We start from the raw sequence: 18769 nt of genomic DNA on the forward strand, positions 1-18769 counted from the left end.
GTCTCTAAACTTTGGGTTCCCAGCCAGGTGCATAATCTCTTGACCAATATTTTCTGGCTTCCGGGTTATGGAGGATATGGCCTGTTTTGGGATCTATATCCAAGGATTTACCGATTCTCTGGGCGATATTTCCCAGTTGGACCAAAAGGGTGCTGGTCTGTCCGCCATAGATATCTGCTGCAAGGGGTGTACCTTTTCGGATAGCATCAAATAGGTTTTGGATATGGATGCTGTCCAATTCATGGGTGGGGTCGGAAATGTTTCTGGGATCGACCGGTCTTTCATATTTCACTTCCTTGATTACTTTATTTTGACGGTCCAGAATGCTGTAATTATTCCCCCCGTCTATTTTGATAGCGCCTTCTTCACCGTAAAATATCACTCCAACACTGGAGCCTTCCACATTCAAGCCATTGCAGCTCCTCCCTTCCCAAGTGATGAGGCTGTTGTTTTCAAATTCCAGGTTGATAATCTGGGTGTCGGGTGTTTCCCAATCATCCTGATAGTGGTAGCGTCCTCCAGCTGAACTTACTTTTGTAGGGAAATCTACCTGCAAACCCCAACGAGCCAGATCTACCATATGGGTGCCATTGTTCAAGGCTTCTCCTGTGCCCCAGTTCCAGAACCAATGCCAGTTATAATGGATGATGTTGTCCCTGTAATCTTCTCTTGGAGCTGGTCCTTGCCATAAGTCATAATCCAGATGTTGCGGGACAGGTACTTTTTTGCCGATACCAATAGGGGCCCTGTTATTGCTGTACCAGGTTTTCGCCATGTAAGGTCTGCCAATGACTCCGGCATGAAGTTCTTTGATGGCTTCTGCTACATTTGGCCATGACCTTCTTTGGTTTCCCATTTGGATCACTCTTTTGTATTTTGTAGTTGCCTGCAATAGCAATTCCCCTTCATGGGGATTGTGGCTGGCAGGTTTTTCCAAATAAACATCTTTTCCTGCTCTACATGCCAAAATAGCCGCGGGAGCATGCCAATGGTCTGGGGCGGCCACGACCAGGACATCCAGGTCTTTATCCTCCAGACTTTTTCTGAAATCAGGTGTGTTTTTGGGTGTTTTTTTCTGGACTTCAGTTACAGCGGCAATGCATTTTTCTGCTGCCATTTTATCGACGTCACAAATATGAAGGACCTCTGCATTTGGCTGAGAGGCAAAATTCAAAGCCAAGGCCAATCCCCTGCTGTTTACGCCCATTACAGAAACTTTTATACGCTCATTGGCTCCTAAAATTTTCCTGTAACTTTTTGCACTGAATGCCGGAAGGACACCGCCTACTGTTAGGGCTGTGGTAGCGGCAAGGGATTTTTTGATGAATTCTCTTCTCGAGTCTTTGCGATTTTTCATTTTGCCGGTGAAATATTGTTCTGGAAGTCGGAAGTTGTTGGTCATGCCAAGAACTTCTTCCAATATATCAACAAATCCAAGTTAGTTGATAAAAATTTTGTTAAACGGAATCATCTTAATTTAAAAATTTGGTCTTTGAATTATTTGCCCAAATTTAACCTTTGATGTAATTCGGTTTGGGTTTTTCTGTTCTAAATCCTATTTTTCTATAAGTTAAATTGATAATCATGCAGGCAGTAGCTATTATTCCGGGCATCGTTTTGCTGATTGCTTAATTGCACTCTTATGAATGAAAGAAGAAACTTCCTCAAATCGACAGGTACGGTCATTGTTGGGGCCGCTACCCTGCCTTTGTCATTTTCTATTCAGCCTGCTATAGCTTCCCTGGATCGGGTTATTAAAGTTGGGTTGATTGGTTGTGGGGGAAGGGGTACGGGTGCGGCAGCACAAGCTTTAAAGGCAGACCCTGATGCTGTACTGACTTGCATGGCAGATATTTTTCCGGATTATCTGGAAGAATCCTACAACAACCTCATGATGGTCAATCCAAATCAGGTGAAAGTGGAAAAAGTCCATCAGTTTATTGGATTTGATGCGTACAAGAAAGTATTGGACTCAGATGTGGATGTTGTTATTTTGACCACCCCGCCAGCATTTCGTCCCCTTCATTTTGCTGAAGCGGTGGCTGCAGGGAAGCATGTGTTTTGTGAAAAGCCGGTAGCCGTGGATGCTCCCGGTGTTCGAGTGGTATTAGAGTCTGCCAAAAAGGCCAAGGAAAAGGGCTTGTCAGTGGTCTCGGGCTTTACCTATCGATATGATTTTCCCAAAAGGGCTCTTTTTGAGAAAATCAGACAGGGTGAAATTGGAGAAGTTCGGTCCATACTTACTGTCAGAAACGGTGGAGGGCTTTGGTATAAAGATAGAAAGCCAAACTGGACAGAGATGGAATACCAATTGAGAAATTGGTATTACTATGATTGGCTGTCGGGAGATTATATCGTAGAAATGATGGTGCACAGCCTGGATTTGATGTCCTGGGCACTTGGAGGACAATTGCCGGTGAGGGTTACCGGTACAGGTGGCAGGCAGGCGAGGACAGATGCAAAGTGGGGAAATATCTACGACCATTTTGCCATAGAATACGAATATCCTAATGGGGTCAAAGGGGTACATTTTAGTAGACAGCAGCAAGGTAGTTCCAATACCAACCGTGCAGAGATTGTCGGAAGAGAAGGGGATGCAATTATTGATATAGGAAGGCAAACCCATGCTATCAGCGGTAGAAATTCCTGGAGTTATGATGGTGAAAAAAATAATCCCTATGAAACCCAGCATGAGGAATTGTTTGCCGCAATCCGTGCTGGAAAACCGATCAATGAAGGTGATCTGATGGCCAATAGTACCATGTTGGCCATCATTGGAAGAATGGCTGCTTACAGTGGACAGACCATTTCCTGGGAGGATGCCATGAAGTCAAATATTAGTCTTGGGCCCAAGATGGAAGATTATGACTGGAATTTGGTTTGGCCTGTTCCTCCTGTGGCGGTGCCTGGTGTCACAAAGGTTTTGTAATGTTCGTTTTGTTTCAATTTGGCCGAGATGAGAAAGGTTTTTTTGTTGTGCGCATTGATTGCATTAGTTCCCAAGAGCAATGCACAGGATTATTTATTTGACTTTGGTACAGTGAGGGCTTGGGATGCCTTGGTGGGTTCGGGACCAGTAGAAGAAACTCCCATCAAGTGGTTTGACGTGAATACCGGAATAGAATCCTGGTATTTCGAAGGAGATGAACTTGTTTGTAAAGGTTTGCCTATCGGTGTCATCCGTTCTGAAAAGCAATACCAAAATTTCATCATGCACATCGAATGGAAGCATATGGAAGCGGGTGGGAATTCCGGAACATTTATTTGGAGCAGTGCTGTACCCGGTGAAAACAGGTTGCCAGATGGGGTTGAGGTGCAAATGTTGGAATTGGACTGGGTCAATCAGAATAAAAAGGACGGTGTATTGCCACCCCTTGCGTATGTGCATGGCGAACTCTTTGGGGTAGGAGGGGTGGAAACATTACCGGACAACCCCAGGGGAAACCGAAGCAAATCCATAGAAAACCGCTGTCTGGGAAAGGGGGAGTGGAATACTTATGTAGTAATCTGTGTAGATGGAGTGATCAAACTTTCTGTCAATGGCAAATTTGTCAATGGTATCAATCAGTCCACCCAGAGAAAAGGGTACATATGTTTGGAATCCGAGGGAGCACCCATTCATTTCAGGAATCTTCGGATTACGGAATTGCCTCCAGGAGTGATCTCTGAAGACCAAATTGCACCCTTAATCAAATAGCGAAATAGGGGGATTAAACCCGGGTAAGTTTAATAGGATAAGTCTTATTGGCATTCCACTGGCATACATAAATGTTCTCATCTTGATCTATGCAAACATCATGGCAGTGCTTAAAGAGGGTTTCCTGCTGTACCATAAGCTGTAATTCCCCGTCGATGTATTTTGGAACGGTCCCACCAGGGTTAGAAACCACCTTATCATATTCATTGAGGATGGTAACAAAACCAGAATTGTCCATTTGCTCGAGGTATTTTTTTCTTGACCAGCAAACCCCGGCATAAAGGTTATTTCCATGAATCACCGGTCGGCAGACAAAGGCACCGGGAAGAAAAATTGTCTCTAAATATTGTCCACCCATGGTAAATCTTTTAAAGGAATTATGTCCTCTTGATGTGCAAAGCAGGGTGGGTTCTCCTGGTTTTCTAAGATCTACCGCGATTCCATGGACAGTTTTGAATTGATGGTCTTCATGGCCATTGCCTCCAAACATCCTGATGAATTTTCCATTGTAATCATACTGAAGTACAAATTGGGATCCATATCCATCGGTAATATAGAGGTCCCCGTTAGGGGCTACAGCCGTTTCTGTGGGCGTATAACGCATACCTTCAGCATATATTCCTTGGCTGAGTGGACTTGGGATTTCGGTGATTATTTTTCCATTTAGGCCAGTTTTGATGACCCTGCCACCATTGTCCACAATCCAGAGAAATTCTTCTCCGCCTTCATTCACTAAAGAAAGCCCGTGGGCTGCGCTGAGGTTCAAGGTCCAAGCATCGAGTATTTTACCCGATTGGTTATAAATCAAGATATTGTTTTTGGGTTCATCAGTGACCATGAGGAGCCGTCCTTTTTTATCCATGACCATTTCATGGCAATTATTGACTGGGAATTTTCCCGGATCCAATGTGCCCCATTTCAGATCCACTTTGTACTTGAAATCACCATGGCCTATAATGGTGTCTTTGTTTAAATGAAAGGCTGAAAAGGGAAAAGTGCTCATAGCTAAACCCGATAGGGCAGTTTGTTTAAGGAAATCTCTTCGAGTGATGGTGATCATAGTGTTTTTGGGTAATTCAAAACAAAATATCTTAAAATTTCAGCAGAGTATAATACCATTTGTAAAAAATTAAGGTTGATGGTAGATCTATTTTGATTAAATTCAGGATCAAACCCAATAGACACCTATGAAAAGAATCAAGAAAATTTTGAGCTTAGGCTTAATGATGTTTTTATCATGCCCCTTGTTTGCCCAGGAGATTGCCCTGCAGTTATATTCACTAAGGAATGAGATGCGGGAAGATATGAAAGGATCCCATCAATTGGTGGCTGACTGGGGGATCAAATACCTGGAAGGTGGAGGTACCTATGGAATGGACCTGGAGGATTATAAACGATTTATTTCAGGGCTGGGGCTTTCCGTGATAGGAGTCGGAGCAGATTTCAAGCAGTTGCAGGAAAATCCTCAAGCGATCATCGACAATGCAAAAGCCTATGGAGCCAAATATGCCACTTGCTTTTGGATTCCCCATGAAAATGGTAAATTCAGCATCAAAGAAACAATGGAAGCGATCAAGGTTTTCAATGAAGCAGGAAAGATATTAAAAGATGCAGGAATCACTTTGTGTTACCACCCGCACGGCTATGAATTTAAGCCCCATGGTAAAGGAGTACTGTTCGATGAGCTTTTGAAGAATGCGAAAAATTATGCCTTCAATATGGATGTGTATTGGGTTCAGATGGGTGGAGGAGATCCTTTGGCCATTATGAAAAAATATCCCAAAAAGTTCCCTTTACTACATTTAAAGGATAGGGCCTACGGTACTCCCGGGAGCAGTGATGGCAGGGGAGATGTTGAAACGAACGTGGTGTTAGGAACTGGGGATGTAGATATTAGGGGACTGATTAAGCAGGCGAAAAAAGTGGGAACGGAGTACTTGATCATTGAAGATGAATCTTCTAGATCAGTACAGCAAATTCCCAAAAGTGTGGCATACATTAAACAGGTCTTATCTGAAAAATAAAAAATGGATCACTGATTTGGAAACCCTCAGGCATGGGGGTTTTTTTATTGGATTTTTTTGCTGCAACTTTTTGTTCTAACTTTGCAGTCCAAAAAAAAGCGGTTCAATCACCCGCTTCAACAAAAATTGAGATGGATAAGACACAAAAAATCAGAGAGGGTTTGATGCTTCCCCTCATGGAAGCTTTTTATACGGTTCAGGGGGAAGGTATACATACCGGTGTTCCTGCCTATTTTATCAGATTGGGTGGGTGTGATGTAGGATGTGTGTGGTGTGATGTCAAGGAATCATGGGACGCCGGGAAGTGGCCTGTCCTGGATATTGAAGAAATCGTTGATCAAGCTCTTGTTTATCCAGGAAGAACGGTGGTGATAACAGGAGGTGAGCCATTGATGTACAATCTTGGTCCACTTACCGCTTTGCTGAAAGAAAAGGGTTTCTCCACTCATATAGAGACCTCAGGGGCACATCCGTTTTCAGGTAATTTTGATTGGGTCTGTTTTTCACCTAAAAAATTCAAGGCCCCTCATCCTTCAATTTACGCTCATGCAGATGAACTGAAAGTGGTCATCTATAACAAGTCTGATTTTGATTTTGCTGAAAAACATGCGGAACTCGTGAAGCAGACCTGCAAGAAATTAATCCAGCCAGAATGGAGTAAGTCTGGCCAACTGATGGAAAGTATTGTAGCATTCGTAAAAAACCATCCAAATTGGAAAATTTCCCTACAAACCCATAAATTTATGGACATACCATAAATGTATGAGAGTCGCCCTAATTGTGTTTGTTTTTTTTATAGGCCTCCAAAGGCTTGAGGCACAGACCTATTCTATCATAGATAGCAGGGCAATAAAGCTTCATGAGCAGGGGGATGACCTTGTCAAGAGCCGTATGTATGATGAGGCGATTGAAAAGTATAAAGCATCTATTCAGCGTGAGGCAAACTTTTTAGAGTCCTATATCAAATGGGGTAGACTTCTTTTGACCAAAGGAAACCATGAGGAGGCTCTAGCTGTAGTCAATAGGGGAGAAGCAAGGGCCTCTAAAGCTTCAGGAAAGATTAAAGCAGATTTTTCCTGGTTGAAATTGAATATCTATTTGGGTCAGGGAGAATTTGAAAAGGCAGTAGCCGAATTTGAAACTGCCAGGCAGTTGCTGGATGAAGGATTTAAAAAATCCATTGATTACAATCAGATAAAAGACCAAATTGAGTTTGTATCCAAAAATATTGAAAATAAGCTTTTTATCTATAAAGAAAAACTGCCTGACCCCATCAATTCTTACACGCTTCAGTATTTCCCTGTGCTTACAGCTGACAGTAAAAAATTGCTCTTTACAAAAAGAGATGGGATTGAAAACCATCAAACAGAAGATATTTTTGTTTCCTTTTATGATGAGGAGACAGGCTGGTCCAAGCCCGCTGGAATATCAGATAGGATAAACACTTTTTACAATGAGGGTACTTGTACGATTTCAGCTGACGGCAACATTTTGATTTACACTTCCTGTGATGCACCTGATTCATTTGGAAGCTGTGATTTATATGTGGCTTATAAAGTCAATGGGCAATGGCAAAAATCCCAAAATATGGGGAAAAATGTAAACTCCAGATCTTGGGATTCACAGCCTTCTCTTTCCGCAGATGGAAGGATCTTGTTTTTTTCATCGAACAGGCGGGGAGGTTATGGAGGAAATGATATCTGGTATTCTTTGAGGATGCCTGATGGTTCTTGGGCCGAGGCAAAAAACCTGGGTTCGGTTATCAATACCGAAAAAGATGAAGTATCTCCTTTTATCTATTTCAATAATGAGATCCTCTTTTTTGCTTCCAATGGACACCAAGGTTTTGGAGGAATGGACCTATTTGTTTCCCGTGTTGAAAAAGGGGAATTTACAAAGCCGGAAAATTTAGGTTATCCCATCAATGACCATAAAGACCAATTTTCCCTCTTTATTACTGCACAAAGGGATTATGCTTATTACACTGAAAGCAATTATAATCAAGGAAAGGTGGAGAGATCCTTTCTATACCGTTTTAAGTTCCCGGAGGAAATTGCTTTGGGCGAGAAGTTAGTGGTATCCCAGGGCAAGGTTTTGAACGGCAAAACAGGTCAGCCCATTGATGCCAAATTGTCTTTGGTGAGTCTGAGCAATGACAGTACGATGTATCAGTTCAGATCTGACGGAAAAACAGGGGAGTTCATGATGATTTATCCCGACCGTTCATTCTCCGGACTTTACGTCGAAAAGAAAGGTTATCTGCCAAAGATTTATAACGTAGAAAGGGACAATTTGAAAAATCAGGAAAATCTTGAAATATCACTGACCCCGATTGCTTCGGGTGAGGAGTTTGTTTTTGAAAATATCTTTTTTGATTTCGATAAGGATGAGCTTAAACCAGAATCTAAAAGTTCACTGTTGAGGCTCTTAGAATTCTTGAAAGAAAATCCATCCGTCAGGATACAGATTACTGGACATACTGACAATGTGGGGACACAAACATATAATCAAAGCCTAAGCCAAAGAAGGGCAGAAAGTGTTAAAAATTTCCTCTTGTCCAAAGGAATTCCAGAGACAAGACTTAAGGCTGAAGGAAGGGGTGACGCGGAACCCATCCGTCCGAATGATACCCCTGAAAACAGGGCTTTGAATCGTAGAATTACCATTTCAATCTTGTAAAAGTTAAAAAAAATGAAAAAAAACTAACCGATGTTAATTTTTTGTTAAGTGAATTAAAATTTGAGTTTTATTTTGTGAAGTTACTTTTTATCAGTTAAAAATTTCTTTAGGGATTTTTTTTCTAAAATTTTCGACGTTAGTGGAGTTTTCATCTTTAAACTGAATATTTCGTTTCATTTTGGAAATGATTGGCTTTGTTTCTATTATTCGTCGGTTAATTACTAGTTAAAATCAATTATAATGAAGAAAGTTTTATTAGTTGTCGCGTTGATGACGATGACTGTGGTGTCATTGTTTGCGCAAAGTAGGACGATCTCGGGAAAGGTGACTTCTCCGGAAGAACCTGAGGGAATCCCTGGGGTAAACGTCGTTGTAAAGGGTACCACTTTGGGTACGGTGACTGACTTCAACGGAAATTACAGCCTTTCTGTACCTGAGGACAGAAATGTGTTGGTTTTTTCCTTTGTCGGTTTCTTGTCTAGAGAGATGACTATCGGTAACAATACTGTTATCAATGTGGTCATGCAACCTGATTTAAAAACTCTTGGCGAAGTGGTTGTTGTGGGTTATGGTTCCCAGGAGAGAAGGGATATCACTGGTTCGGTAGCATCTATCAGCAATAGATCTATTGAGAACTTGGTAACACCTTCCTTTGAATCCCAATTGGCAGGTCGTGCTCCAGGAGTTCAAATTACAACACCAAGCGGTACTTTGGGAGCTGCACCAGTGATTAGGATCAGGGGTGTTAACTCCATTTCGGGTAGTGCCAGTCCTTTGATCGTAATTGACGGAGTTCCTGTAGTGGATGCTGATAGGTCTGCAGTGATCGGTTCCAACCCTTTAGCAAACATCAACCCAGCTGATATTGAGTCTTTTGAGGTTTTGAAAGACGGTTCGGCTACGGCTATTTTTGGTTCAAGGGCTGCGAATGGGGTAATCCTTATCACTACTAAAAGAGGCTCAACAGGCAAAGCTCAGGTAAATTACAACACTGCTTTCGGTTTCAACGAAGCCCAAAACCGTTTTGATCTTTTGAATGGTGATGATTTTGTTACCATTGCCAATGAAAGAAGGGCAAATGCCAACCAGTCACCTTTGGCTAATCCAGGTGTAAATACTGATTGGCAGGATTTGATTTTAAGAAGAGGTTTTACCCAGCAGCATAACCTTTCGATTTCAGGAGGATCTGAGGCTACCAAATATTTCTTCTCTTTAGGTTTTACAGATCAGGAATCTGCAATTGATGTAAATGATATGAGGAGATACTCCTTTAGAGGTAATGTTGACCATAGCATCTCCAAAATATTCAGAATTGGAACCTCTTTGAACTACTCATTTACTGAGATCAATGGTTTGAACGAAGGTGCCAACTCTTTGTCAGGGGTAATGCTTAATGCTACAAGGGCATTGCCAAATGTTTCTCCGTTTGATCCTGCAAATACCAGATTTGATGGTTTCAATGTAACTGCTGATGGTAGAACCACAGGGTTTGGTAACAACCTTGCCGGCCCTGACAACAACCTTCCAAATATTGGTTTTGTACTTGCAAACAACGTATTTAGAAACCGTGTACATAGACTATTGGGAAATGTATACGGTGAAGTGGACATTGTTAAGGGGCTTACTGCTAGATCCATGGTTGGTGTGGATTTGACTTTGGCAGAGGACTTCCAGTCTTTGGATCCAAGACATGGGGATGGACAAGGTGTCAACGGAAATGTCTTTATGGCGTTCAATCCAGCCCAGAGATGGAACTGGCAGAATACTTTGAACTATCAGACTATACTTGCCGAAGACCATATTATCAATGTTACTTTAGGTGCAGAATATCAGTATGATCAATTCTATAATTTCTCAGCTCAGGGAACAGATTTTTCAGATGATTTCTTTAGAAGAGACAACTTAATTACAGGTTCTTACAATAACCAGTTTTCCGGAGGTGGTTTTGCAGACCGAGGATTTGATTCCTATTTCAGCAGAATCAACTACGGCTACAGAGGGAAATACTTACTTTCTTTTACTGTAAGAAATGACGGTATTTCTGACCTGGCAAGAGAAAACCAAAGAGGTACTTTCTTCGGTGGTTCAATTGGATGGAGAATTTCAGATGAAAACTTCTTTAACTCCAATCTTATCTCTGACTTTAAAGTAAGGGCTTCTTATGCAGAAGTAGGAAATACAGAAATCGGAACATTCGCAGCATTTGGTGGCTTTAACCCTGTTTTAGGAGGAGCCGGTGCTGGTTTAGGGTACAACAGAATTGCAAACAGAGGATTGCTTTGGGAGACTTCCAAGAAATTGAATGCAGGAATCGATATGACCATTGGAAAAGTCACTTTGGCAGCTGATGTCTTCCGTAACAACATCGATGGCTTGATTTTAAGTGCACCTACCATCCCTTCTTTGGGGGTACCTGGCAACTCTATCAACCAGAACGTTGGCGCTATGTTCAATGAAGGTATTGAACTCCGAGTAATTACCAATGTAATCAACAGGGGTAAATTCTCTTGGAATACAGACTTTAACTATACCTTCCTTAGAAATGAGGTGACTAACTTGGTTCAGCCTATCGTAGGTACTTATAACAGAACAGTGGAAGGTGGTCCTATTGCCCAACTTTATGGATTTAGATGGGCAGGTGTTAACCCTGCTAACGGTAACCCAATGTATTTCAGTGGTGATGACATAGTTCAGTATAATCTGCAGCCAGGTAATTTGGGTTGGAGGGCATTTGACCCGGCAAATCCAGGTAATATTTCTACTCCAGCCGGACTTCCTACTCAGGATTTCTTGGGTAACACTTTACCAAGATGGCAGGGAGGTTGGATCAACAACTTCACTTTTGGAAACTGGGATGCTGAAATCTTCTTGAGATACTCTGGTGGTAACTACATCATGAATGAGACCCTAAGAGGTCAGTTGGGTCAAGGTTTCTCTAACAACAATGCCGCTGTTCTTAACAGATGGACAGAATCAGGACAAGTAACTGACATCCCGAAACAGTATTCCGGACAGGATGCCAATATGTGGTTGACTGCTGCTTCCAACTCAAGATTCGTGGAGAGAGGTGATTTCCTAAGAGTACAGAATATTGTGGTTGGTTATACCGTGCCTGCAGAAAAACTTCAGACTGCATTTAATGGTGCCATTTCCACTGCAAGATTCTTTGCGCAGGCTCAGAATCCTTTCATCTTTACAAGATACAGTGGTTTGGATCCAGAGGCCAATACATTCCCTTCAGGAGCTCTTACCCAGCAGTTGCAGTTTGGAGTTGATTGGAATGTTACTCCAATCTTTAGGACATTCTCCGTGGGTCTTAGCGTAGGGTTTTAATTCTCATCAAAAATTTAAATCAAGATGAAAAAAATTAGTTTAAAAAATATAAAACTGGCAGTTTCCGCTTTATTATTAGTGGGCTTCACTAGTTCCTGTGATGTAACGGATCTTAGTCCTGCCAACCTGATTCCGGATTCCGAAGCATTTGCTACAGCAGCAAGGGTGGAGTCGGTAGTATTGGGTGTATATGAGTCTGCACAGCAAGGTTTTTATTTAGGTTCTGCTGGTCAAGCAGGTAGGGGTTATCCTTTCGGAGCTGCCAATACCCAGCAGGGAGATATGCGCGGGGAAGACATGTACAATGACCAGTTGTTTTATGAAATTACCTACATCGGGGCACATACTCCATTTAGTGCAAACAATAACGGGATGTGGATTTCCATCTACAGAATGGTCAACAGGGCCAATATTGTATTGGAAAATATTGAAACGGCATTGGCAAATGGAATTATCACTCAGGAGCAAAGAGATATTTACAGAGGTGAAATGTTGTTTTTGAGGGCCTTGGGCCATCATGAGTTGTTGATTCATTTCGCCAGACCTTATATGGACAATCCTGCTGCTCCTGGAGTACCTTACAGGAAAGTTGCTATCAATGATGTGCCTTTGGTAGCTGCTAATGAAGGTTTGGGAAGAACCACTGTAGGAGAAGATTATACCCAGTTGTTGGCCGATTTGAATGAAGCAGAAGGACTTTTGCCTTTGACACGTAATTTCAACAGGGTTAGAAGAGGTGCAGTTATTGGTCTAAAATCCCGTATTAAATTGCACATGGGTGATTGGCAGGGGGTATTAGATGAATATAACAAGCTTGTTGGCACTTATGCTTTGACTGAAAGTCCTGTTACTCCTTTCAGAACGGTCAACAGCATAGAAAATATTTTCTCCTTTGTACACACTCCTGAATCAAATGCCGGTATCAATGGTGCTTTGCCTTCTATGTACGGTAATCCTGCAAGAGGCGCAAGAGGCCTGGTTAAGATCAGTCCATTGATTTGGAGGTCTAACTTCTGGCATCCGGAAGACCTAAGAAGGTCTGAATTGACCGACAGAAATGCAGGTGGTATTTACACATTTAAATATCCGGATGCATTGACCAGAACAGATCCCAATCCTATCCTGAGGTTTGCTGAAGTAGTATTGAATGCAGCAGAAGCCCATGCACGTCTTGGAAATAATGCAGATGCGATCCAATTGTTGAATTCAATCAGGGACAGGGCATTGCCTGCTTCTGTGCCTTCTTTCACTTCTGCGGATTTTGCGAACACAGATGCTTTGTTAACTGCAATTTTCAATGAAAGAAGAATTGAGTTCCTGGCTGAAGGAAGAAGATGGGCAGATATCCACAGACTTTCCGGTGAAGGAAAGATGACCGGTATCCCTGCTAAAGCAACTTCCAGGTCTATTACCAACTTGGACTTCTACACTACTGATAGGGCAATTCCAACGGATCATTCTTTGCCTTATTCAAGTAATTTGTTTATTTGGCCGATTCCAATAGACGAAATATTGAATAACAGTGGTACGCCAATTCCTCAAAATCCTGGTTATTAATTATCTTTTCTAATAAATGGGCTTCCTGTTAAAAATGGAGGCCCATTTTTTTTAATTCCATTAAAAGAAATTTTTCTCGCCTACTTAAAAGTTTTTTAAGGTTGTAAAATGAAAAACTGTATGTGAAATTTAAAAAAGTTTGTTTGAAATATAATTCCGTTTTATGTATCAAGACTATAATTCGATTTGGTGAATTAGTGTTTTTGACAAAAAATTTTGAATAATATTTTATTTTAATATTTTTTTATAATTTTACCCCGGGCATGATGTACTGCAATGCGTTTTGCCTGTTAGCTACAGAAAAATTTTTATTCGATCTTAGGTAAAAGATCAATTGAATTGCATTTGTTACACCAAATAGACCTGACATGAAGATATTTTTATCTTTATTAACCTGTTTATTGTTGCTCTCTACTGTTCCGCTATTTGCCCAGAGTAGAATTGTAAGAGGCCAGGTATTTTCCAAAAAGGACAACCAACCCATTTCGGGGGCTTCTATCATTTTGAAAGGGACTACAGTGGGTACGGCTTCTGATCTCAATGGAAGATATGTGTTACAGGTAAACCAGGAAGAGTTTACATTGGTATACAGTTATATCGGTCATCAGTCTGAGGAAGTGTTTTTTGGGGTAGATAATAATATGGATGTTTACCTTACTCCGCTTCAGGAAGCACTCGAGGAAGAGGTTAAAATAGACAAGGTTCCTGAAGAGGAAGATGATGATCCAAAAATAATCCCTCAAAAAGATGGTGCACGGTCAAAAAGCCCAGGTGATTTAATAGAAAATATTCCTTATCAGTCTTTTGACAGGACTTTGCAGGGAAGGGTGCCCGGACTATTGGTAAAAGCAGCTTCCGGTATTCCCGGAGGAGCTATCAATGCCAGAATAAGAGGTGTAGGGTCTATATACGCGGGAAATGAGCCTTTGTATGTAGTTGATGGGGTCCTGATCAATAACGTTTCTTATTCACTTTTTACCCAGGCCAATCCTTTGGCATTTCTAAATCCCAATGAGATTGAGTCAATTGAAGTTTTAAAAGATGCTGCATCGACAGCTATTTATGGTAATCAGGGAGCTAATGGAGTTATTTTAGTGACAACCAGAAAAGGAAAGCAGGGAAAAGCAAGGATAGAATTGAATGCCTATGCGGGTGAAACCATGCCCATCAAATTTTTGGATCTTTTGGATGGACCGGAATGGTACGCCATGAGAAGAGATGCTTTCAAAAATTCCGATGCTACCAACCCTGAAGCAAGGGCCTTATCCAATATGGGTGTTTTGCCGGATAACTGGAACCAGTTAACCCCAGCCCAATTGGATGAACTTGGCCTTAACCTGCCAAGTTTTGATTGGCAGAGGCAAATGATGCGGAAAAGCATGATGTATAATTATGAACTCAGTGCGTCTGGCGGAGGCAAAAGCACGCTATATTACATTTCCGGATCTTATCATTACAGTGGTTCCTCATTTCCCCCAGTAGATTTTGAAAGGGGAACCATCAGGGCTTCTTTAAGCCAATCTATAAAGGACAGAGTACGTTTGGAAGCAAATGTAAATTTGGCATCCATAAACCAAACTGTTCCTTTTTCAACAGAGGGTTCTTTTATTGGAAGTCCGGCATTCGCCGCTTCCACGATTTTAAGACATAATCCGATTTTCAACGAGGATGGTTCTTTTAACACCCAAATAGGAGGGCTTGCAGGACAAAATATAGCCTTGGTCAATGAATTTAATTCAGGACAGACAAGTACCCGATCAGGGGTGGGTAATTTTATTGTCCACGGGAAGATTGCATCCAATCTCAATTACCGAGGTTTGGCCGGTGTAGATTACCGTGACTTGGAGGAATTTAGATTCAGGGATCCGCGTACCCCTGATGGGCAAGAAGTGAACGGGAGGAATGCATTGGGAAATTATTCTGTAAAGCGTTACATGACCAACCATACCCTTGACTGGACCAAGAAATTTGAAAAGAACCTGCTTTCTGTTTATTTGGGTTATGAATATCTGACAGAAGAAAGAGAAGGTTTATCTTCGGAAGCTACAGGAATTACTACTCCGAGTTTCAATAATTTGCTGCCAGGTTCAACATTGGTTTCTTCTGATACGGTATGGGCAGGGTATAACAGGCAGGGTGCATTTATAGGTTTCAACTATCAATTGGCCGAAAAATATATTTTTCATGTAGGTTCAAGGGTGGACGGTTCTTCCCGTTTTGGATCAAACTTCCGGTACGGTATTTTCCCATTTGTTAAACTGGGATGGAACTTGGCCAAAGAGGATTTTATTAGTGCTTCAGGAAAGATTTCTGACTTAAGATTAAGGGCTTCCTGGGGACAGGCAGGCAATGATCAGATTGGGGATTTCAGGGCGATCGGAATGTTTGGTCCGGGAAATACCTATGCTGGGGGAACCGGTATTCGTCCTGTTTCTTTTGATAACCCCAACCTCAGATGGGAAACTAATGAAACCATTAACCTGGGGCTGGATTTTGGATTTCTTGGTGGGAAAATTTCTGGCTGTGTTGATGTTTTTCAGCGAAAAACAAAAGACCTTCTCTTAAATATTCCTGTACTTTGGATCAACAGGGCAGATCAATTCCTAAAGAATGTTGGTGGTCTTGAAAACCGAGGAATTGAATTTGAAATCAATACAGTTAATGTAGAACGGGGGATTTTTGCTTGGTATTCTTCCTTTAATTTTAGCTACATACAAAATCAGGTCACGTCTTTATATGATGGGTTGCAGGCCGATCCGGATAATCCTAGATGGGCAGTAGGTCAGCCTGTAGGTAACCCAGCTTTTCCAGGCCAGTTGGCTCCGGGTTCTTGGTTTGTCGCTGAGTATGCCGGGGTAAACCCAGCTACAGGAAGGCCGATGTGGTATGATGCCAATAAGAATCTTACTTACCTTCCTGCCGATGCAGATAGGGTTTATTTTGGGTCCAATTTTCCGCCTTACTTTGGAGGGTTCAATAACGTCTTCAAAATCAAAGGTTTTGAGCTGACTACATTTTTTACTTATGAATATGGGGCAATCGTATCCGATGGGCAATATAATTTCCTCCGTGAAAATGGAACAAGATTTACCTTCAATGCTTTGCGTGATGTGAATGAACGCTCTTGGAGAGAACCGGGAGATTTGACAGATATTCCAAGGAATTTTGCGCTTAACAGTGGCAATGCAGCCAGAAATCAGAACAGGAACTTTGGTTCTGCGTCATTGCTGAAAGCAGATTTTATCCGTTTGGCACAAATAAAGATTGCTTACAGTTTCAATCCTGAATTGCTTCAGAACATTGGTCTGACTCAGGCGAGAATTTATGCCCAGGGGATCAATCTTTGGACATATTCGGATTATCCGGGATATGACCCTGAATTTATGGGAGTGGGTACAGGTCAGATTCCTATACATAAAAGTTATAATGTCGGTATTCAGTTAAGTTTTTAACAGCGATGAAGAGTTTCAATATATTTCATTTTCTTTTTTTGTTTGGAATAGGATTTATCTTTCTTTCCTGTGATCTAGAGGTAGATCCCCGTCAGAACATCCGGACTTCTGAAGCTTTAAATAGCCCGCAAAATTTGGAATCGGCCTTGAATTCAGTCTATGGTAGACTTAGGTCAGTGAATCATTATGGAAGGGATATGATTGCGCTTTCCGATGCATTGGCAGATGTGGGGAGGGCTACCAACAATTCAGGGAGATTGGTGCCAGAGAACAATAATGCGGTAAATGCTCATTTTACGCCCGGGTTTTGGCAAAATGCCTATGCAGCTATTACTGAGCTCAATTTGATTATTGATCAATTGCAAAAAGGAGTAAACGGGGCCACTGACAATCAGTTGGCCGCCTGGGAAGGGGAAGCTAAATTCCTTAGGGCTTTGTTTCTTTTTGACTTGGTTAAGGTCTATGCCTACATTCCAACAGCAATCTACCAAGAAGGCATAGTGGATCAGGGTGGCATTCCCATGCCAATAACTGCGGTATTCAACGCGGAAATTGCCCAGCTGAACCAATTGCCAAGATCAACAATTTCCCAAAATTATGAACAGATAATCAGTGACCTGACGGATGCTATAAGTCTATTACAGAATAGTCAAAGGCCTGGTCCGCAATTCGCTAATACAGGTGCGGCAGTAGCATTGCTTTCAAGGGTTTCTTTATACAACGGAAATTGGGAAATAGCCTTAAATACGGCCAATGCAGCGTTAAATGCCCCCATAGGTCAAGTACTTTCCGGTCAGGATTATATCAATGGTTGGAGCTCTTCTGTTCATCCAGAATCCATGTTTGAGGTGAGGGTTCAAGTTCCCGGGGAATCCTTAGGGGCAAATACCTCCCTTCAGGCCACATTTTCTACCTTGCTTCAGGTTTCCAATAAAAATATCAGAGGCGGATGGGGAGATTTAATCCCCTCGCCGATAATTTTGAATTTTTTTGGTTTATCAGCCTTTCAGTTAGGTAATCCTGCAACAGATAACAATAATTGGGATGTAAGGAGGAACCAAGATATCCGGTCAAGACTTTATACTACTGGGAATGACCAAAGATTTTCCAGAAGGCAGATTGAATGTATCAAATTCTTGGGAAAAAACGGATTCGATTATGGGGACAATATACCAGTAATCCGCAAATCCGAAATGTTGCTGAATAAGGCAGAGGCCTTGTATCAATTGGGTAGGGAAACTGAGGCCTTGTCTGAATTGAATGATTTTAAATCTTTAAGGGGATTAGAGCCAGTCAATTTGACCAGGCAACAGTTATTGGATGAGATTTTGCTGGAAAGGTTCAAGGAATTTGCCTTTGAAGGTCAGCGGTTTTTTGATTTAAAGCGTTATAGAAAAAATATAGATAAAAGATCCTATTTGGGGCCTAACGCATTGGTAGCTTTCGAGGATTTTAGACTATTGGCACCAATACCCCAGAGGGAAGTTAATTTGAACAGGAATTTAAATCAAAACAGAGGTTATTAAGCTTTAGCGATCATTAAAATCTTTTTGCGTATTTTTGCGCTTCAATTCAAGAATCGATGATATACGTTTGCAGAAAGGAGCATTTTAATGCTGCGCATAAACTTTGGAATCCCAACTGGACGGAAGAAAAAAACAAAGAGGTATTTGGACCATGTGCCAATATCAACTGGCATGGACATAACTTCGAACTTATCGTAACGGTAAAAGGGCTTCCCGATCCTGAAACAGGTTTTGTGGTCGATTTAAAAGAGTTGAGCAACCTTATCAAGAAATTGGTTATCGATCAAGTAGATCATAGGAATCTCAATCTTGATGTTCCTTTTATGGAAGGAAAAATGGCAAGTTGTGAAAATTTGGTGATGGAATTTTGGAAAATCCTGGAACCGGCTGTCAATGAGATAGTTCCTCATGGGAAGCTGCACAAATTAACGCTTTATGAAACTCCGAGAAATTTTGTGGAGTATCTAGGAGAATAAATTAAAAAAAGGGACCATAAAGATT

12 protein-coding genes are annotated in these 18769 nt (G+C 41.5%); 10 read left to right on the top strand and 2 right to left on the bottom strand.

Annotation, left to right across the window (positions count from 1 at the left end):
- Window positions 1-4 precede the first annotated feature (4 nt).
- Entirely contained in the window at window positions 5-1357 is a 1353-nt protein-coding gene (locus BC751_RS10280) for a Gfo/Idh/MocA family protein (protein WP_130275451.1), read from the bottom strand.
- A 285-nt stretch (window positions 1358-1642) separates the two neighbouring features.
- Between BC751_RS10280 and BC751_RS10285 the strand changes: the two genes are divergently transcribed.
- Together BC751_RS10285 and BC751_RS10290 are read left to right on the top strand one after the other, a co-directional pair.
- Entirely contained in the window at window positions 1643-2929 is a 1287-nt protein-coding gene (locus BC751_RS10285; RefSeq protein ID WP_130275452.1) for a Gfo/Idh/MocA family protein, read from the top strand.
- Window positions 2930-2956: 27 nt separating this feature from the next.
- Window positions 2957-3697, top strand: a complete 741-nt coding sequence (locus BC751_RS10290; RefSeq protein WP_130275453.1) for a 3-keto-disaccharide hydrolase — start codon at window positions 2957-2959, stop codon at window positions 3695-3697.
- Between the two features lie 13 nt (window positions 3698-3710).
- Here the strand turns inward: BC751_RS10290 and BC751_RS10295 are convergent, their stop codons facing one another.
- Entirely contained in the window at window positions 3711-4757 is a 1047-nt protein-coding gene (locus BC751_RS10295) for a twin-arginine translocation signal domain-containing protein (RefSeq protein WP_130275454.1), read from the bottom strand.
- Between the two features lie 127 nt (window positions 4758-4884).
- Between BC751_RS10295 and BC751_RS10300 the strand changes: the two genes are divergently transcribed.
- The 8 genes from BC751_RS10300 to BC751_RS10335 all read left to right on the top strand — a co-directional run bounded on the left by BC751_RS10300 (window position 4885) and on the right by BC751_RS10335 (window position 18744).
- Window positions 4885-5721: a sugar phosphate isomerase/epimerase family protein gene (locus tag BC751_RS10300; protein WP_130275455.1), complete on the top strand. Its 837-nt coding sequence runs from the start codon at window positions 4885-4887 to the stop codon at window positions 5719-5721.
- 131 nt (window positions 5722-5852) lie between these two features.
- Window positions 5853-6479: a 7-carboxy-7-deazaguanine synthase QueE gene (locus BC751_RS10305; RefSeq protein WP_130275456.1), complete on the top strand. Its 627-nt coding sequence runs from the start codon at window positions 5853-5855 to the stop codon at window positions 6477-6479.
- Window positions 6480-6483: 4 nt separating this feature from the next.
- Window positions 6484-8400 (top strand): OmpA family protein, encoded by a 1917-nt coding sequence (locus tag BC751_RS10310; protein WP_130275457.1) that lies wholly within the window; start codon window positions 6484-6486, stop codon window positions 8398-8400.
- 240 nt (window positions 8401-8640) lie between these two features.
- Entirely contained in the window at window positions 8641-11733 is a 3093-nt protein-coding gene (locus tag BC751_RS10315) for a SusC/RagA family TonB-linked outer membrane protein (RefSeq protein WP_130275458.1), read from the top strand.
- A gap of 24 nt (window positions 11734-11757) precedes the next feature.
- Entirely contained in the window at window positions 11758-13290 is a 1533-nt protein-coding gene (locus tag BC751_RS10320) for a RagB/SusD family nutrient uptake outer membrane protein (protein WP_130275459.1), read from the top strand.
- 368 nt (window positions 13291-13658) lie between these two features.
- Window positions 13659-16742, top strand: coding sequence for a SusC/RagA family TonB-linked outer membrane protein (locus tag BC751_RS10325; protein ID WP_130275460.1), 3084 nt, complete (start codon window positions 13659-13661; stop codon window positions 16740-16742).
- 5 nt (window positions 16743-16747) lie between these two features.
- Window positions 16748-18268 (top strand): RagB/SusD family nutrient uptake outer membrane protein, encoded by a 1521-nt coding sequence (locus tag BC751_RS10330; protein ID WP_130275461.1) that lies wholly within the window; start codon window positions 16748-16750, stop codon window positions 18266-18268.
- Window positions 18269-18324: 56 nt separating this feature from the next.
- Window positions 18325-18744, top strand: a complete 420-nt coding sequence (locus BC751_RS10335; RefSeq protein ID WP_130275462.1) for a 6-pyruvoyl trahydropterin synthase family protein — start codon at window positions 18325-18327, stop codon at window positions 18742-18744.
- Window positions 18745-18769 lie beyond the last annotated feature (25 nt).

Origin of the sequence: Cecembia calidifontis, assembly GCF_004216715.1 — a bacterium.
GTDB lineage: Bacteria > Bacteroidota > Bacteroidia > Cytophagales > Cyclobacteriaceae > Cecembia_A > Cecembia_A calidifontis.